The organism is Enterococcus sp. AZ196, from assembly GCF_050498845.1.
Taxonomy (GTDB): domain Bacteria; phylum Bacillota; class Bacilli; order Lactobacillales; family Enterococcaceae; genus Enterococcus_A; species Enterococcus_A murrayae.
Genome location: NZ_JBIPAM010000001.1, coordinates 2,747,503 through 2,765,834 on the forward strand (window position 1 = coordinate 2,747,503; position 18,332 = coordinate 2,765,834).

General features: G+C 36.6%; 19 protein-coding genes. All 19 read left to right on the forward strand.

Going from position 1 to position 18,332, the window contains the following annotated elements; translation table 11 throughout:
* Window positions 1–87 precede the first annotated feature (87 nt).
* The 19 genes from IGI67_RS13195 to IGI67_RS13285 all read left to right on the forward strand — a co-directional run bounded on the left by IGI67_RS13195 (window position 88) and on the right by IGI67_RS13285 (window position 18,325).
* A complete protein-coding gene (locus IGI67_RS13195; protein ID WP_429956379.1) occupies window positions 88–828 on the forward strand; it encodes a hypothetical protein in 741 nt (246 codons plus the stop codon).
* 30 nt (window positions 829–858) lie between these two features.
* Entirely contained in the window at window positions 859–1,959 is a 1,101-nt protein-coding gene (locus IGI67_RS13200) for a hypothetical protein (RefSeq protein ID WP_429958014.1), read from the forward strand.
* A gap of 134 nt (window positions 1,960–2,093) precedes the next feature.
* On the forward strand, window positions 2,094–2,846 hold the full coding sequence (locus IGI67_RS13205; RefSeq protein ID WP_429956381.1) for a helix-turn-helix domain-containing protein: 753 nt from the start codon (window positions 2,094–2,096) through the stop codon (window positions 2,844–2,846).
* A gap of 77 nt (window positions 2,847–2,923) precedes the next feature.
* Window positions 2,924–3,712, forward strand: coding sequence for a YveK family protein (locus tag IGI67_RS13210; protein ID WP_429956382.1), 789 nt, complete (start codon window positions 2,924–2,926; stop codon window positions 3,710–3,712).
* Window positions 3,713–3,727: 15 nt separating this feature from the next.
* A complete protein-coding gene (locus tag IGI67_RS13215; protein WP_429958015.1) occupies window positions 3,728–4,495 on the forward strand; it encodes a CpsD/CapB family tyrosine-protein kinase in 768 nt (255 codons plus the stop codon).
* A gap of 149 nt (window positions 4,496–4,644) precedes the next feature.
* Complete coding sequence (locus IGI67_RS13220; RefSeq protein ID WP_429958016.1) at window positions 4,645–5,361, forward strand: sugar transferase; 717 nt, start codon at window positions 4,645–4,647, stop codon at window positions 5,359–5,361.
* An 11-nt stretch (window positions 5,362–5,372) separates the two neighbouring features.
* Window positions 5,373–6,557 (forward strand): beta 1-4 rhamnosyltransferase Cps2T, encoded by a 1,185-nt coding sequence (gene cps2T, locus IGI67_RS13225; protein WP_429958017.1) that lies wholly within the window; start codon window positions 5,373–5,375, stop codon window positions 6,555–6,557.
* 147 nt (window positions 6,558–6,704) lie between these two features.
* A complete protein-coding gene (locus IGI67_RS13230; RefSeq protein WP_429958018.1) occupies window positions 6,705–7,214 on the forward strand; it encodes a LicD family protein in 510 nt (169 codons plus the stop codon).
* Between the two features lie 83 nt (window positions 7,215–7,297).
* Window positions 7,298–8,509: an IS21 family transposase gene (gene istA, locus IGI67_RS13235; protein ID WP_429956901.1), complete on the forward strand. Its 1,212-nt coding sequence runs from the start codon at window positions 7,298–7,300 to the stop codon at window positions 8,507–8,509.
* A gap of 8 nt (window positions 8,510–8,517) precedes the next feature.
* Window positions 8,518–9,312: an IS21-like element helper ATPase IstB gene (istB, locus tag IGI67_RS13240; RefSeq protein ID WP_429956808.1), complete on the forward strand. Its 795-nt coding sequence runs from the start codon at window positions 8,518–8,520 to the stop codon at window positions 9,310–9,312.
* 45 nt (window positions 9,313–9,357) lie between these two features.
* A complete protein-coding gene (locus IGI67_RS13245) occupies window positions 9,358–9,696 on the forward strand; it encodes a LicD family protein (protein WP_429958019.1) in 339 nt (112 codons plus the stop codon).
* Window positions 9,697–9,865: 169 nt separating this feature from the next.
* The gene (locus tag IGI67_RS13250; protein ID WP_429958020.1) at window positions 9,866–10,756 is read left to right on the forward strand and encodes a glycosyltransferase; all 891 of its coding nucleotides are present in this window, start codon (window positions 9,866–9,868) and stop codon (window positions 10,754–10,756) included.
* 24 nt (window positions 10,757–10,780) lie between these two features.
* Window positions 10,781–12,133: an O-antigen polymerase gene (locus IGI67_RS13255; protein ID WP_429958021.1), complete on the forward strand. Its 1,353-nt coding sequence runs from the start codon at window positions 10,781–10,783 to the stop codon at window positions 12,131–12,133.
* A gap of 19 nt (window positions 12,134–12,152) precedes the next feature.
* Complete coding sequence (locus IGI67_RS13260) at window positions 12,153–13,571, forward strand: lipopolysaccharide biosynthesis protein (RefSeq protein WP_429958022.1); 1,419 nt, start codon at window positions 12,153–12,155, stop codon at window positions 13,569–13,571.
* Window positions 13,572–14,355: 784 nt separating this feature from the next.
* Complete coding sequence (locus IGI67_RS13265; RefSeq protein WP_429958023.1) at window positions 14,356–15,801, forward strand: helix-turn-helix domain-containing protein; 1,446 nt, start codon at window positions 14,356–14,358, stop codon at window positions 15,799–15,801.
* 121 nt (window positions 15,802–15,922) lie between these two features.
* Window positions 15,923–16,315, forward strand: coding sequence for a sigma-70 family RNA polymerase sigma factor (locus tag IGI67_RS13270; RefSeq protein WP_429958024.1), 393 nt, complete (start codon window positions 15,923–15,925; stop codon window positions 16,313–16,315).
* A 12-nt stretch (window positions 16,316–16,327) separates the two neighbouring features.
* The gene (locus IGI67_RS13275; RefSeq protein WP_429958025.1) at window positions 16,328–16,522 is read left to right on the forward strand and encodes a helix-turn-helix domain-containing protein; all 195 of its coding nucleotides are present in this window, start codon (window positions 16,328–16,330) and stop codon (window positions 16,520–16,522) included.
* A 389-nt stretch (window positions 16,523–16,911) separates the two neighbouring features.
* Window positions 16,912–17,154 carry a DUF3173 domain-containing protein gene (locus IGI67_RS13280; protein ID WP_429958026.1) on the forward strand — a complete coding sequence of 81 codons (243 nt, stop codon included), beginning with the start codon at window positions 16,912–16,914 and terminating at the stop codon, window positions 17,152–17,154.
* Window positions 17,147–18,325, forward strand: a complete 1,179-nt coding sequence (locus tag IGI67_RS13285; protein WP_429958027.1) for a tyrosine-type recombinase/integrase — start codon at window positions 17,147–17,149, stop codon at window positions 18,323–18,325. Before IGI67_RS13280 ends, IGI67_RS13285 begins: the two co-directional genes overlap by 8 nt.
* Window positions 18,326–18,332 lie beyond the last annotated feature (7 nt).

Here is an 18,332-nt window from a genome sequence, read left to right on the forward strand (position 1 = left end):
AGAGACACCTTAGGTGCTTCTAAATAGTAGTTAGAAAGACGAATAAATCACTAGATAACGAAACCAAAGAGAGAGGATAGAGAACGTTTGATCATTAATTGGATTAGCGTGGGACTGGTCATTGTCATACTGATTGTTTGGTTTCGACGAATGATTATTAAGGTGCAATTACAACGACTTCAATTGCCACCAAATACCCCAGTCTCCTTCCAACGTAAGTTGGATTATGTGAAGCAAGCAGAACAAGAAAAACATGTATCGGCTTTACTGATAGTGGCAATAGTTCTAGCCATGGGATTATTATTAACGACTTACAGTCTCTTTCAATTGGAAGAGCAACTGCAGGTGGTCACGGATCGAAGTAATCAATTAAAAGATGAACTATACACGTTAAAAAAAGAACAAAAACAAATTATCACAAAAATGCCCATCAAAGCCTATCCTGCAAAAGGGATCGGCTTGAAGGAGTATCCATGGGATGAATTATTTTCGAAAGAAAATCGTGAACGGCAATACGAAATAGAAAGTGACATATCTTCGAAAGTAAGTCCGTACTTTGGATTATCAACGACATTGATCGTATTAGATATTCCAAGTCAGACATTAAATATTGCATTAGCAGGTGATTCTGGAAGTGAGGATAACCGCAAACAGATCAAAGACAATATCAAAGCTTTTGCAAAAGAAGCAAAGGCTGTTTCAAAATTGACACAAATCACATTCCAAATGAATCTGATGAATGATAAGAACAAGAAAAAAACATATAGCTGTACATTCTCACGAGACAAACCAGATGAAGAGTTTACATTAATTCAAGAAGATGACTAAGGAAAGAGAAAGAAGATAGGAGTGGCTAACATGCATACACAACAAAAAAAGAATGGCTGGTTTTTTAATAAGAATATCATTGATGAAATCAATTCTGTTCCTGAGGAACAGGTGATGTATGACGAACAAGAACCGGTTAAATCGGTTCCACAAGGAAAGAAATTTTCCGACGATTTTGAGAAAGTAAAAAATGAATTGACAGAAAAAGAAGAGGAAATCGAGCGGTTAAAGAAAGAAAATGAATTAGAGAAACAACGTCTAGTTCGTGAGAATGAACAATATAAGCGATCTATTCTACGAGCGGGAGAGGAAAAAGCTGAAGCGCGCCGTCAAGTTCAAGATTTAGAAACAGAAGTGCGCCGAAGTCGTCAAGAAATACAGCGTTTAACAGAGGAATCCGCCTCAGGAGAGCATAAGATTCAATTAGAGAAAGCAACTAATGAAGTTAAAACTTTGAAAGATCTATTGGAGAATTATAAGGGAGTGGAAGCTGAATTAAAAGAAGCCAAGCAGCAATATCATGAATTGACATTGACACAAAAAGAAGAAGAGCTGCATCGTTTTGAAAAAGTTCAAAATCTTGAAACACAGGTGAATCAACTAACTGCAGATTTGTCGAATAAGGAAGAACAGATTACCCAATTGAATCAATCTATTTTCAATAAGGAGCAACAAATACGCGAAAAAGAAGAACAAATGAGACGTTTGATCGACGATCAAAACCATCAAAATGCGGTGATCGAAGGAGAACTGGTGACAGAGCTTCAGCATGAAATTATGATGCTTCAAAAAGAAAACGATCAATTGAAGGAAGAATCTATTCATTCGCAGCATGAAATCGGTGAAGTTTTAATCTCTGCGCGTAAACAGGCCAATCGAATGGTCGAAAAAGCGAAGATTGATGCCCAACGAATTATTCAAGAATCGCAAAGTGAGCTACAAACGATTCAAGAACGAGCAAAAGAAGTATCGTATGAAGTTGATGAATCCCGCCAAGCGATTCTAAGCATTTACGAAGAACTAAAAAGTCGTGTGGATCATTTGGCGCACGATGATGTTCATGATTTTGAAGAGATGAAGAGTCGCTATGAGTATCCTAAAGTTTCTGTGATGCCAAGGAAAGAGTACTAATAAATTTTTGGGAGAGCGGTGCAAGCAAAGTCATGACGTCCTGCTTCTCGGCTCTCTTTCTTGTGTCCGCTATTTTTCTATATATGAATTATTCGGTCATTAGGAGTGGATATCTATCTAAAGGAGAGAAAAAAATGAATCAAGTATTGATTTTGACTAGAAATATTTTATCAGATCAGGAAACTCAGAGAAAACTGCAGTCGTTGAATTATGAAGTGTTTAGTTCAACCAAACTATTTGATTACTGTAGTAAAAATAGAGAAGGTTTAGATGTTTTGCATTTCTTTCAATATATTATTTTAAGTGAAACCATTTGTGAATCAGAAGTTGATGACTTAGGTCCTGTTTTGAAAGGATATTCCGATCATATTATTCGAAAAGTAGAAAATGAAGAAGCTGCCAAACAAGCGGACTATTACAAGAGAGGTATCGTATCTGGTCTGATCACAACCAATGATTCAATTGATGAGTTGCGGGAACGACTAGCTCAATTGAAATCGACATCGAAGACGGGCATAGCTAATCAAAAAATGATCGTTGAAGCAAAGGAATATGGAAAAGGAAAGCTATCTATGAATAGACTGGAGGTTCGGTCTATTTTAAATCGACTTTCAAAAAACGAATTGAAGGTGTTGTCAGCTCTTTTACAGAATGAAGACCGTGTTGTAACAAGAGAAGAGATCTGTGAAAGAGTTTGGGGAGAATCCATTAGCAATTCGCAATTAGCATCTCTTTCATCCATTACTTCGAGACTTAAAACGAAGTTTTCAAAGATGAATCTAGATCAATCAGCAATTCAAACTTTTTGGGGACGAGGATATCAACTTGACTTTCAGTTGATCGAGTTGTTAAAGGAGGAAGATTGGTTAAATCATATTGATTACTAACAATGGAAAGCCTCAGATGAAAAACAGATGTGAAACGATCAATAAAACAGTGGATCGTTTCCCGAGAGGGAATTTAAATGGAAGATAGCCTTAATTTAAATGAATTGATTCAGGTTTTGAAAAAGAAGATACGATTGATTTTAGGGACAACGATTATTGGGATCGTGATCGCGACAATTGTAACTTTCTTCTTATTAACACCGAAATATGAGTCTGCAGCACAATTGATTGTTCAAAATGAGCAGACAGAAAATGGGAATACGAATCTACAAAATGATATCAACGGCAATGTTCTGATGGTTAATACCTATAAGGACATGATAAAAGGCGATATTGTTATTGATGCTGTACAAAAGAATCTACGTGAAGAGTATCAGTACACTTACAGTAACAAAGAACTAAAAGAGATGATTGAAATCGAGCAAACACAAAATTCTCAAATGTTTCAGATTATCGTGACGTCTTCGGAACCAAAAAAGGCAGCCCGGATTGTAAATGTAACTGCGACAACCTTTCAAGAAATAGCCGAAGATGTGTTGGAAGTGAGCAAAGTAACTATTACTTCTAAAGGAATGATTCCGACGGAATCCGTTTTCCCAAACACTAAACTGAGCTTATTGATTGGTGCGCTATTGGGATTAACAGTGGGAATCGTCAGTGCATTTGTATCAGAATTTTTTGATGATACAGTGAAGGATCGACGATACGTAACAGAAAATTTAGTTTTTCCGATTCTCGGTGATGTCTCTGAAATCAATCCAGAAGAGCTAAGTGATCATCGTGGAACAAGGACACCGGAGCAAGGAACTATAAAACGTACTCTTGCGGCTAGAACGGTTCTTAATCGACATCGAGAACGTTTATAAGGAGCATATAGTTAGATGGAAAATAAGGAACAATTGATTGCCCCAGTGGATTTAGTAGCGGCACTTAATCCATATTCCGCAGTTTCTGAGCAATATCGAAAAATTCGAACGAATATTGAATTTTCAACTGCCGATAAAAAAATTAAGTCACTAGTGGTGACTTCGTCTGGCCCATCCGAAGGAAAGACAACAACGGCTGCGAATTTAGCGATTGTTTTTGCCAATGCGGGAAATCGAGTGGCTTTAGTTGATGCCGATTTACGAAGACCAAATGTTGCTTTGAGTTTTGGTATACCAAATGTTAATGGACTGAGCAATTATTTGACCGAAAAAAATTCAACGAGTGCGAATTTCTTATCTGAGACCGAGGTGAAGAATGTCTATATGACCCAAAGTCATGCACAAGTAGGTAGTCGTTTAGTTGCAACAAGTGTTGAAAACCTGTATTTGATTCCCAGTGGTCCAACGCCTCCAAATCCTTCGGAATTGCTAAATTCCAATCGAATGAAGGAATTGATTGAAATTTTGACAGAATCGTTTGATTTAGTGATTTTTGATATGCCGCCAGTGGTGATGGTGGCAGACGCACAAATTTTATCTTCATACGTCGATGGCACGATTTTAGTCGTGCGAGAACGAGTAGCGAAAAAACAAAATTTACTGGAAGCAAAGAAACTGTTGGAAATGGTCAATGCAAAGGTGATCGGTGTGGTTTATAACGGGGTCAACAAAAAAAATGAGGCTTATTATTATGGAACGGAAAGAACGAAAAAGGGGAAATAAACACTCTATATTTCTCACTTATTCGTTAAGCTACTTACGAAGAAAATGCCATCATATCTGGAAGCCATATTCTATTAGTCAATCAAAAAATGTTCAAATGTTTTGCATTCGTAAATTTTGAATGCTCATTATTGTTGGAGGAGTTAGGGATGAAGAATGAAAATAATTTTGGGTATATAGGAAGCGTAAAAAGCCGTAGATATGACGATCAAAGGTACTTCCAATTGAATCAATTCGATCAATTGAATCTGGAAAAGCGAAGATTTTATACATTTTTCAAGCGGTCAATTGATCTATTTTTTAGCTTAATTGGCTTAATTTTTCTTTCACCGATTATGTTGTGGGTGGCTTATAAAGTACATAAAGAAGATCCAGAGGCTCCTATAATTTTTACACAAGAACGGATCGGTCAAGATGGTAACTCCTTCACAATGTATAAATTTCGCTCAATGCATGGGGATGCGGAGAAGCAATTAGAAGAACTTCTTGATCAAAATGAAGTCAAAGGACCGATGTTCAAAATGAAAGAGGATCCTCGAGTCACTGAATTTGGAAAACTTATCCGACGAACAAGCTTGGACGAATTTCCACAACTGGTGAATGTCATTAAAGGTGAAATGAGTTTAATCGGACCACGGCCCGCTTTAAAAAGAGAAGTGATCAATTACACACCCCATGATCGAAAACGTTTGTTAGTAAAGCCCGGTTGTTCTGGTTTGTGGCAAGTCAGTGGGCGAAGTGAGGTTCATTTTGAGGAAATGGTCGCATTTGATATCGAATATATTCAGAAACGAAGTTTCTGGTACGACATTCGACTCATCCTAAAGACAATAAAAGTAATGATAAAACCAGAGGGTGCGTATTAAGGAGTCACAAAATGGAAGAAAAGCAACACGTTTATATCATAGGATCAAAGGGAATTCCTGCCCATTATGGAGGATTTGAGACATTTGTGGAGCAGCTGACAAGTCATCAAGTAGACAAAAGGATACAATATCATGTCGCGTGCATGACTGAAAATTCAGAAAAATCAGATATTAGTCAAAAGCACTTTGAGTATAATCACGCGAAGTGCTTTAACATTGATGTGCCCAAAATTGGTCCTGCCAGGGCAATCTATTACGATGTCTTAGCGCTGAATTTTGCTATACAGTTAGCAAAAGTTAACCGAGACAAGCACCCCATATTCTATGTTTTAGCTTGTCGAATCGGTCCTTTTATAGGTCGCATGAAAAAGCGCATTGAAGCTCTGGGTGGTCGCTTGTTTGTCAATCCAGATGGACATGAATGGTTACGAGCAAAGTGGGCGTATCCTGTTCGAAGGTACTGGAAGCATTCTGAACGATTAATGGTGAAACATGCCGATTTACTGATCTGTGACAGTCAAACAATCGAGAACTATATTCAAGAGACGTATCGTTCTTACGAACCAGAGACGACTTATCTAGCTTATGGAACCGATTTAGAGAAATCTGAATTGGACGAAAGTGACTCAGAAGTTCGTGAATGGTATCAAGAAAATGACGTATCCCTACGGGAATATTATTTAGTTGTTGGTCGATTTGTCCCAGAAAATAATTACGAAACCGCGATTCGTGAATTCATGAAGTCTGAAACAACAAAGGATCTGGTCTTGATTACGAATAATGAGCAGCATGGTTATTACACCAAGCTACGAAAGGAGACAGCGTTTGATTCCGATCCGCGAATCAAATTTGTGGGCACAGTCTATAATCAAGAGCTACTAAAATACATTCGAGAGCATGCTTTTGCTTATATCCATGGTCATGAAGTAGGAGGAACTAATCCGTCCCTCTTAGAAGCGATGGCGTTAACAAAATTGAATCTGTTGTTAGATGTTGGCTTCAATCGAGAAGTTGGGAGAAATTCCGCTGTGTATTGGAAAAAGAATGGCACCTTACATCAAATGATTACAGGATTAGACTCACCATTAGAAGAGCTGATGACCCTTAAAGGATTGAAGAAACCTGAACATATTGCCACAGAGTTCTCATGGGAAACAATCGTTGCTTCTTATGAAGATCTATTAATGAAATTTTGATCTATGAAACTGATTTTGAACATGTAAAGGATAGTAGAATCAAAAATTATTAACAAGAAGGTACTAGCAGACGAGGGGTTTCCAAAGGAAACAATGAACGATAAAGCAGTATACATTGTCTAATAGTAAGTCAAGAGGAGCGAGTGAATGGAAGAGGAGAGTCAGCTACGAAGACTCCAAATGTTGGAATTGGAAGCATTAATAGAATTGCGAGCATTTTGCCAAATGCATGGTATGGATTTTTTTTTACGTGGCGGCAGTGTTATGGGGGCAGTAAAATACAGTGGTTTTGTCCCGTGGGATGACGACGCAGATATTGCCATTTTTAGGAAAGATTATGATCGATTCATTGAATTGACAGCTGCGAATGAATGGTCAGAAAAATTTGAGGTGGTTAGCTATAAATACAATCCAGAGATTCATTGCTATTTCCCAAGGGTATTGTTAAAAGAGGGCATCCGAAAGAAAGAAGGCTTACCGAAAAACAATCATTTGGGATTAAGTATGATCGATATTCTTCCCATTGATGGTAGTCCGAATTCATTTATGTTAAAAACTTTCTATTATACACGGATCTATGTGTATCGCGCGCTTGCAGGGGTATGGACAATGGGTATCGAAGATACGGTTAGCATGCATTGTGAATCCCGACAGTAGAATGTAAGAAAATGCCGACGAGAAAAATGGTGTTTTTCTTACATTTTTTAGTACACTGGTTTAAAAACAATCAGGAGGATTTTATGCGATCAGATGTACGTGAAGGAGTTCAAATTTATATTATGAGTGATATTAAACCTAATTTTACCCATTTAGCTAGACAGTTCGAATGTGATCCACGCACTGTCAAACGTTATTACGAAAACAATCTATCTAAAAAGAAAGCTGCACCGAAAAAACGGCCAAGCAAATTAGATCCTTTTCGGTCAATTATTCAAGAGAAAGTTGAACTAGGCTGTTCTGCTTCAGCGATTTATCGTTTTATCAAGAAGAAAGGTTACGAAGGGAAGGATTCTATTCTAAGAGATTACTGCAGCCAATTGCGAAAAACACACATTCAGAAAGCGACGATCCGAATTGAAACCCAACCAGGTTTGTCTGCACAAGTTGACTGGAAAGAAGATCTTGTCCTTTACAATCGTTCGGGTCAACGGTTTCAAATCAATTTATTTTTATATGTTCTAGGCTTTTCACGTTGGAAGTATATCGAGTTAACGCTAGACAGAAAACAAGATACATTACTTCGTTGTTTGAACAATGCCTTTCTTTCTTCAGAAGGAATTCCTCATGAAATTTGGTTTGATAATATGCGTACTGTTGTTGATCAAAGTAGAACGCAGTTTAGAAAGGTCACTTGGAACCAAAGGTTCTATGAATACAGTAAAGACGCAGGATTTAAACCAATTGCCTGTCGACCTTATCGTCCGCAAACAAAAGGGAAAGTGGAAGCCTTAGCTCGAACGGTCGAGCAACTAAAAGTATACAATGGCGAATTTGATACATTGGAGGATTTGATTGATCTTGTTTTTGAATTCAATGAAGAGCTTAACAAAGAAACTTCTCAAGCAATTGAGGGTCCACCAATACTGAAATTTACTGCACACGAAAAAGAGCACTTATTGCCCTTTGATTCGAAATTACTAACGACCTACACACAAGATATCCTCTCTCGTAAGGTATCCAAAGAATCGCTCGTGATTTATCAAAAGAATAAGTACTCTGTACCCGTTCGCTATATCGGCAAGACAGTTTCTCTCCAAGCTGTTGCCGGCGAACTTACTATTCATTATAACGGCGAATGTATTCAAAGACACCTTTTAAGTCAAAAAAAATTTAATTATCATTCAGATGATATGCAGGAAATTTTAAAGTCCGACATTTATCGGTCAAAATCGGATGAAGAAATTGCACACTATGTTCAAGAAAATTTGAAACTCTACGACGAGTTCTATTAGGAGGCACCATGTCACAATACCAAGAGTTACTAGATAATCTAACAACGTTAAAGCTAGATCAGATCAAAGAATATCTCCCTCATTTTTTAGAATCTGAAAAAACAAAAGAACTGTCCACAATCGATATTCTTTATTCATTAACGGAACGGGAATTAGCGTTTAGGAAACAACGGGCGGAAAAAATGAATATCAAAACGTCCCACTTCCCCTATGAAAAACGGATGTCCGATTTTGACTTTGACTATCAGCCGAGTGTAAACAAACGGCAACTGCTGGACTTATCCAGCCTGCATTTTATGGAACGGCAAGAGAACATTTTATTTATCGGCAGCAGCGGTGTTGGCAAAACACATTTAGCAACGGCGATAGGTATGGAAGCTTGTCGCCAACGAATCAGCACCTATTTTATTACGTGTAATGAGTTGATTCAGCGATTGACAAAAGCCTATCAAGAAAACCGGCATGAAGCATTAATAAAAAATTACTGCCGATATAAACTACTCATTATCGACGAAATTGGTTATTTACCGATTTCAGAGGTTGGTGCAAATCTTTTTTTCCAGTTAATCACCAGGAGATATGAAACGAAATCGACGATTATTACAACGAATATCCCATTATCAAAATGGGGAGCAGTATTCTCAGACCCAACATTAGCAAATGCCATATTGGACCGATTGGTCCATCACTCTCAACTAATCAAAATTACTGGGAGATCTTATCGCATGAAAGACTACTTGCTTGATAAGGATGTTCTTCAGGCACCTACAGATGAGAAAGGGAAGAAAATCGGTAAAAACTAGCATATTTTCACCGGCAAAAAATTACATTTGAAAATCGGGATTGACATGCATGATTCAACAAAGAAGAAGGTCTTGTCCTTTTTAAAACAAATTCGGATCCATCGCTTGTATTCACAGGTGTCTATCTATGAACGATTGGATCGTTTATACACAAAATATCCACTTGAACAGTCAAAGGATATAGGCACAATTACTGGTTCATTGTACAAAAAAGAGATTCTTCCTCGAGAGTGGTGGGGGAATGGGGAAGAACTCGCTTTTGAAAATCATCGATTTCTTGTTCCAGTGAATTACAACGACTATTTGAAGCAATTATATGGGGATAACTATCTAACATATACTCCGAGTGTCACGCAACAAGAAGAGAAAAAGCATATTAAGTAGACTGTCAAGAGAGTAAATGGCATGTGTCAATGAATGAGAAGGGTCGAAATATTTTTAGCTGTAGAATCTTCTTTTGAATACACATAGTATTGTATACTTAGATTTCTATTGACTGTCTAGTCAACGGAAGAAGAACGAATCTACATGAATAATTTTTTGGAGGGATCCCATGTTTTGTTTTGTCGTGTTGCATTATCTGGTTAAAGAAGAAACGATTTTATGCGTGAATAGTATTCTGCAATTGATAGGAGAAAAGCGAATCATTATCGTAGATAATGCGTCACCAAATGGTTCTGGAAAAGAGTTAGAACAGATCTATTCTAAAGTTCCCAACATTGATGTGATCGTCTTGCCGGAAAACGTTGGATTTGCGAAGGGAAATAATGCTGGTTACCTATATGCAAAAAAAATTTATCAACCAGAAAGTATTGTGATCATGAATAATGATATCCAAATTGCTCAGCAGGATTTTATTATTACAGCCAAAGAACTCTATAAAGCGGAGAAGTATGCGGTTTTGGGTCCGGATGTCTATGCGACATCTTTGAATATCCATCAAAGTCCGAAGCGATTGACGCATTACACACAGGAGGAAGTCCATCGGCTTTTGAAGCAGTATGAAAAGAAATGTTCACAAAAAAGGCTAACGAGAATTAAGTGCCGAATCAAGCGAGTAAAAGCATTAAAACGTTTTGTGTACCATCGGCGAATCAAGAGAAATCTTATTGATCATCGAAATACTTATTACGATGTCCCGTTGCATGGGTCTTGTTTGATTTTTTCAGAACCCTTTATTCAACAACGGGATTACGCTTTTTTCAATGAGACATTTATGTATTATGAGACAGAAATTCTTGACTATGAGTGTCAAAAAAAGAAGTTTAAAACGATGTATACACCTCGACTACAGGTTTTGCATCATCACAACGTTGCTACAAATCAAACTTTTCAATCGGATATTCAGAGAACAGTGTTTATGAATACAACGATCCGAGAATCGTTGTCAGCATTCCATACATTGATGGAAAAAGATGGGGCAGAGGAAATCTTTTCTGAATGATCATTGGAAAATTGGAGGAAGAATGTGTTGATTTTTGTTCTATTTATTATTGAGATTCTTTTGATTTTCTTGGCATTTTATCTTATGGGGTATGATCTGTTTAGACCTTCGGTCGTTTTTCTGTCTGTCTTTGCCCTGAGCACTTTTTTTGCCTTATTAAATGTCTTCAATTGGCGAATTGATTACCTACCAAAGACGCTTGCGATTATGGTAACTGGTTTCTTACTTGCAATCGTGGCGGATTATTTGGTCTACCTTTTCTATTCGCGATCTATTGGGCATTCACAGGAGTTACAGGTATTAGTGATTGAAAAATGGAAGGTTTTTGTCATTTTGCTCGTTCAACTAGCGGCTCTTTTTTTGTATTATAAGGAGATCAAACGTCTAGCAGTTATTAGCGGGTATGTTGAAGGCGCAAATCTTTTGTGGCATTTTAGGAATGCGACTTCTTATACAGCCGAGGCATCCATCAGTGGGTTAGTGAGTTTGTTTGTAAAAACTTCTGATGCCATAGGTTATGTGTTTACCTTTGTGTTTATTCAAAATACATTGTCCAAAAAAATCAAGCTGAGATCGTTTTATTTTTATCTTTTCCCCATTGTTTTGTTTGCGATTCGAGTCTTGATGGGCTCTGGAAGACAAGAGTTATTACGATGGGTAGCCTTTTCTGTCGTGATTAGTTATATTCTGTTGCACTATCGTTCTGGCTGGTCCACAAAGAAACTTTCCTTTCGATATATGAAAAAGATTGTGGTGATTCTACCAATTACACTGGGTCTTTTTTATGTTGCGGCGAATGTCATCGGTCGGGAAACCACACGTACCTTTTTTCAATATATTTCAACTTATGCCGGTGGTTCGATTCAGCACTTTAATCAGTACTTAACTGAACGTCCTTTAGTTGTGGAAAAACATTTTGGCGCAGAAACCTTTCCAGCAGTCTACTCATTTCTTCATCGTTTAGGTGTGACTCATTACACACGAAGTGTGCATCTTGAAATGCGTCAGTTGGGAGTCACACAAGGAAATATTTACACTTTTTTTCGACGTCCGTATCATGACTTCGGTTTACTTGGAATGTGTCTGATGGTATTTTTCGTGATCCTTCTTTTCTCCTTATGGTACTCCTCTTTCAAGAAAAAAAAACTTGGTCCAAGAACCAATTACTCGATGATCTGTTATAGCTATCTTTTTTACTGGATTGTCCTTGCCTCTATCGAAAATTACGCAATCGGTTTGATTTCACTAGGAACAGTGATGACGTTACTTCTTATCAAGCTGGTCTATTTTTTCTTATTTGGTTTTTCTTTGAAAAGATGGAGACCTCAAATAGACTATTTTGACCCTCTTGAGAAGGAATCGTCTATTCTAAAATGATGGAAAAGTGAGGATGCCTTTGAATACGAAAGCGAAGAATCTACTAAAGAATATTCATTATACTGTCACAGCGAACATTCTTGTTTTAACAATCTCAGTTTTATTAAACTTGTTTGTCCCAAAATTTATTGGGGTAGAGGATTATAGTTATTGGCAACTCTATGTTTTCTATTCTTCCTATGTGGGCTTTTTTCATCTCGGTTGGTTAGACGGCATCTACTTGAAGATTGGTGGGAAAGAGTACGAGGAATTGGATAAATCAACATTAGGGAGCCAGTTTTGGTACTTCTTCATATTTGAATGTGGTTTATCACTGGTGTTCAGTGTGTTTGTTTGTTTATTGCCAATTTCAGAACCTAAGGTTCCTATTCTATTATTTACAGCACTTGTTTCAATCATTAGAAACTGTACGACGTTCATTCTTTACATCCTGCAATCCACGAATCGAATCAAAGAATATGCCCAGGTATCAAGAAATGACCGGTATGTTTACTTAGTTTTTTTAAGTGTCTATCTCTTTTATGGCGGGAGAAATTATCTCTTACTGATTCAACTTGATGTTCTGGCGCGTCTTCTTGTGACGATTTGGGGATTCCTCAAACTGAAAGATCTCTTTTTCTCTAAACCTTTAAGCGTTTCATCCCTTCGACAAGAAATTTTCCACAATGTCAAAGTTGGTAGCAATCTCATGATTAGTAATATCGTGGGCATGTTGATTATTGGGGTTTCTAGAATTCTGATTGAACTACATTGGACTGTTGAGACCTTTGGAAAGCTGTCTCTGACTTTAGGAATTTCAAACCTATTTATGACCTTTATCAACGCAGTAGGAGTGGTGTTGTTTCCGTTGTTGAGACGAACAAATCCTCAAAAATTAAGCGCGCTTTATCAGACCCTTCGGGCAGTGTTTGTGCCAATTTCTTATAGTCTTCTACTTGTTTATTATCCATTGAAGTTGATTCTAGAAAGTTGGTTGCCAGCATACAAACAAAGTTTTCTGTTTATGGGCATTTTATTTCCGATGATCCTTTTTGAAGGCAGAATGTCTCTTCTCGTAACAACGTATTTAAAAACGATCAGAAAAGAGAAACTGATTCTCTCCGCCAATGTGGTAGCATTATTATTTTCAGTTGTTGGATCATTCATCGCGATTTTTTATTGGGAGAGTCTATTAGGAGCAGTCGGGATAATTGTTCTTAGTTCAGCGATTCGTTGTGTGATTGGAGAGATTCTTTTAGCTAGAGCGATAAAGTTGGAGATAATAAAACCATTAGTGATCGAACTGGCATTAACCATTATTTTCATTTTTGGAAATAGTTGGCTGCGAGAACTGACAAGTTTTATTTGTTTTAGCAGTTGTTTTTTGGTGTATGTACTCTATGATCGTTCTTCATTTTTAAGTAGCTTGAAACGATTAGTGAGACTTTCAAAAGCGTAATGCAAATAAATAGACCATGAATATGAGTAAAGGGGCTAAGAGAAAGGATAAAAATGAAGCATTATTCTTATAGTGGGAAGCGAAAGAATCATTTGAAGAGAATAGTTTTTGTTTTGTTGGGAGGGGGATTGTCGTATTCGCAATTTTTGGTATAGGAGCAAAAATATACTAGGATGTAAAATCAACTGCTAAACAAACGTATGAATTGCTTGATCCGAAGAATGATTCTACAGATCGACAAGAGTCAATAGCAAAGAATGATCTCTTCATTATTTTATTATTTGATAAGGATTAACCAATTCACAAGCTGCTTTGAATACAGTAGGAAATAACCGTAGGAATAATGAGACTTTTGAAGATATGAAGGGCATCATGCAGACATATCTATCCGCTTTTGATTATTTCGAATCCGAACAGATGAAGGGAGAATAATTCACGAAAGTTGGGATTTCTTATCAACACATATTTGAATAAGAAATTAGCCAGATTAGAAATAGGCTATTGAAGGTAATAAGGTAATTTTCTATAAGGTGTATTTATTTGACTAGAGAAATAGCTTTTTGTGTTTCGTAGAGAACGCAAACACAGTTCATTATTTGAAAGTTGTATTCATTTTTTTGTGAATACTAATGTGTATCACTCTCTAAATGTCTTATTTTAAGGAAGAGGAAGAGAAGGGAAACATGTTATAGCCCTTCGCTTGTTGTATGTTGTGGGCATGTGTTTTGTTTATATTGTCTTGTCACTTCTTGATAACCTTTTAAAGAATAGTGAGGGCGAATTTATGGACGAATTATTTTCAGAAAAAAGTTTTACTCAACTGCAGATGCTGCACTTCATTGCATCTGGGCCAAATAAAATGAGAAAGACAAAGGAGATCGTGGATTCTGTTCCGATAAGTCAGCAAACCGTGAGAATCTATTTAAATGATCTAATGGATGATATTCTTCAGGTAATGCCAAAGGATGCATCTTGTAGACTGAAGAAGATCCCTCATGGGTATCAAATAATCGGAGCGGAACAAGATGTATTGGCACGGCTTGTTTTAAAGTATGGAAAACAATCTCCTATTTTTATGTTACTTCATATGATCGTGACTTCTAAACGCTTTTCGATCAATAACTATTGTGAGAAAGCATATGTAAGTAGTGGAAACTTTTATAAGAAAAGCGACAAGCTGAAAGTGTTCTTGGCAAATTATGGTCTATCAATGAATTCACGATTCCAAATCATTGGGGAAGAATATGACATTAGGCAACTACTGTTTTCTGTTTATTTTACACTTTTCAAAGATATCGATAATCCTTTTGCCTCGTTTGTAGTCGCAGAAGCGCAGCAAGTACTTGATCAATTTTTAAACGAAGAATTGAAAACGGTTACTTTCGGTAAGTCAGATAGAAATAGATTTTTGATGTATTTAATGATTAGCGTGTTGCGTATCAATGGGGGGCATTTTTTACATGAAAAGAATCCCTATTTTCCTTCAGAAAGACATTCGTCTTCAACGATTGATTTTCTCAAAAGACGATTCGGTTTTTCAGATAGGCGAGCAAATTTAGAATATCAGTTACTTAAATCCTTTTTGGAATTAGAGAAAATCGTTCCTTACTCTACAATGCACTACACTCATAACATTACGGAAAGTTTTATAACGATAGCAGGAGATTTTGTAAAATTATTGAAGCAGCATTCTATTTCTGAGGTGGATGAACAATCGTTAGAAGCGATCAATTTTGGTTTGAGAAATATGTTTAAGAATATTTTGTTAAGTGAGAGTAAGCGGGTAGACAGCCTTTTCTTTTTGAGAGAGGCTGATGTGTCTGAGGAATTTCCAGTTCAGTTTAAGATTTGTCTTGAGTTTCTAAATACCTATTTTCAAAAAGAGCCAATGCTTAATCCATCACTTCTACGGAATCGATCGTTGATGTTACATCTTTTCATCTCGCTGGAAGAAGTCTTTGAGCTTGGTCATTTACGTTACGATGTTGCTCTTCGTGTAGATTGTAGTTATGGAGTATTCGGCCGAGAGTATATAAAGAGGAAAATACGGCAGCAACTTGCGTTGCCGATCACCATTGTGGATTCGGATGAGCAGAAAGCAGATATTTTGATTACGGATCGTAGCACCAGTCCAGATACAAATGAACGTATACTTGTGTGGAATTATCCACCGACGTCTTCTAATTGGGAGACATTGATAGCTAGCATTAAAGAGAAGTTAAGAGTGTAATGATTATTTCCTAAATCAATCGTATTTAGATACTGACTATCTGATGAATTAATTCCATCAAGAAAAAAGTGATAGCTTAGAAAAAAGATAAATCCTATTATTGTAGAAAGAAGCAGATAGAATGAAAAGAAGAGATCCCATTCATTCAGCTAGAGAAGCACAGTTGGTAAGTTATATCTCTACGATTATTAGAAATACAGCAACGAACTACTATCGAGCAAAAAGAAGGTCACTTTTTCGAGAGTTATTGAAAGAACCAGATAAAGTGAATCAACTATTGAGAGAAAAAGAATACTATCAAAATCAATTTTCTATTCATTATTCGATTGAGGAAGAACTAAACAACCACCTATCTAGATTGCCGACTCGTGATTTAGATTTGTTGGTTAAGAAATACGTATTCGAACAAACGGATGAAAAAATAGCATTATCAGAGGGCGTAACCAAACAAGCCATTAACCAAAGAAAAAAGCGTCTGTTAGAAAAGCTTAAAGTTTTATTGAAGAATGAGTAGGAAGTGAAGAATATGAGGGATTTGTATTCACTTGTATTACGGATGAAGCGAGGAGACGATCACGCCTTTGAAGTTATTATCAAACGGTTTGATCGAACCTTAAAAAGCAATTCTAGTAGGGAAGGATACTTTGATAGTGATTGTTATCAGGAGTGTCTAATAAGATTACATAAGGGGCTGAAGAATTATAAAAAGATAAACGATTAAAAATATTTTGAAATATTTATTTAAACGTTGACTTTTTGATGGGTTAAATTGTTTTTAGTATTAGAAACAACTTGATCTTTCAAAATTTAATAGAATCTATCAGTACAAAGATATCTGCATGGAGCATTGATTCAACTCCGCGAAGACAATAATTTGAGCGAAAACGAGTTGGGATAAAAGCTGGACTTGTCATTCAGAAGCCAAGATGTGCAGGTACTATAATGATACTTCCGTAAGGCTCGCCGTAAACTGGGGAGAGGGATAAAAACCTATGATGCTTTGACAAAGGCAACTGAAAGATTTAACAAACATATAGTAAGAGTCGTATAATAAAGGTGCATTGGTTCAATAGGAAGGGGGTAACATTAACGGCGAATGTTATAAAGACAATGACCAGAAGTGATCTAATTGCTTTGGGATATGGCCCTTCATTTTCTAGGGATATTATAAGAAAAGCAAAGATCCTGATGGTTCAGAAAGGTTTTGGTTTTTATAATACGAAAAAGTTGGGGAGAGTCCCCATTGAAGCTGTGGAAGAGATTCTTGGAATGACTATCGATTCTGATGATCTTGAAAAAATTCGTAAAACAGATGGCTCTGCTTTAATCAAGGAAAGGCAAAAAGATGGTTAAAGTAAAGAAAAGTAAAAATGGAACCTATGAATTCAGAGTAAGCTTGGGCTTTGATCCTAAAACTGGAAAACGAGTACAAAAACGAATGAGTGGTTTTAGAACGAAATCAGAAGCAAATAAGGCACTTGCAAGTCTAGTGGTCGATGGTGTAAAAGAAAAAGCAACTGAAATAGATACAAGCATGAATTTTAAAAAATTTACAGAGGATATCTTTACCTCATGGTATAGAAACCAAGTGAAAGAGAGTACATTTCTTAATAGACAAGGTTCTATTAAGAAGCATTTTGCTTATTTCTATAATATGGATCTGGATGAAATTACTCCACTAGTTTTGCAAGAATGGCAAATAAAAATGCGAGATAAGTGTTCTAGTCAATACGTACGATCTATTCAAGGCTTGCTTTCTATAGCATTTGACCGGGCGATCGTTTTGGGATTGATGAAGAAGAACCCTTCAAAAATTATAGGAAATGTAAAAAAAGAGAAGAGCGCTATTGATTTTTGGACTAAAGAAGAATTTGAGAGGGTAATTTCTCAGATATATTTAGGAGACTATTTTCAGCATTTTCAATTTATTTGTCTATGGTTACTGTTTATGACAGGGATGCGCGTTGGAGAAGCCACTGCTTTACAGTGGTCAGATGTTGATTTAAACAAGAGAACGTTAAGTATATCAAAAAATCTTTTTTATCAGAATGTAGATAATTATAAGTTTACTACTCCAAAGACGTATGCAAGCATTCGTACGATTGTTCTTGATACGGATACTATAGAGATATTAACTAAATGGAGAGAAGTCCAAAAAGAAAACTGTAAAACGAAGTTTATCCTTTCGTATAATGGTGTGCCAACACAAAAATTTACCATTTCCTATGCGATAGATCGTTACTCAAAAATAGCTGGGGTCCATCGTATTAGGATTCACGGTTTAAGGCACTCTCATGCTTCGCTACTGATTAGTATGGGAGAAAATCCATTAATTATTAAGGATCGTTTAGGCCATGCAGATATAGAGACTACTTTAGGAACGTATGGACATCTTTATCCCAATAGTAATTTTCAAGTGGCAGACAAGTTGAGCAACTTTATTGAAAAGAAAACTAGTGATGAAACCAAAGTGAACCATTACAGTAGTAATCAATTCATGAAAACTACTTACGGTATGAACTAAGTTATTT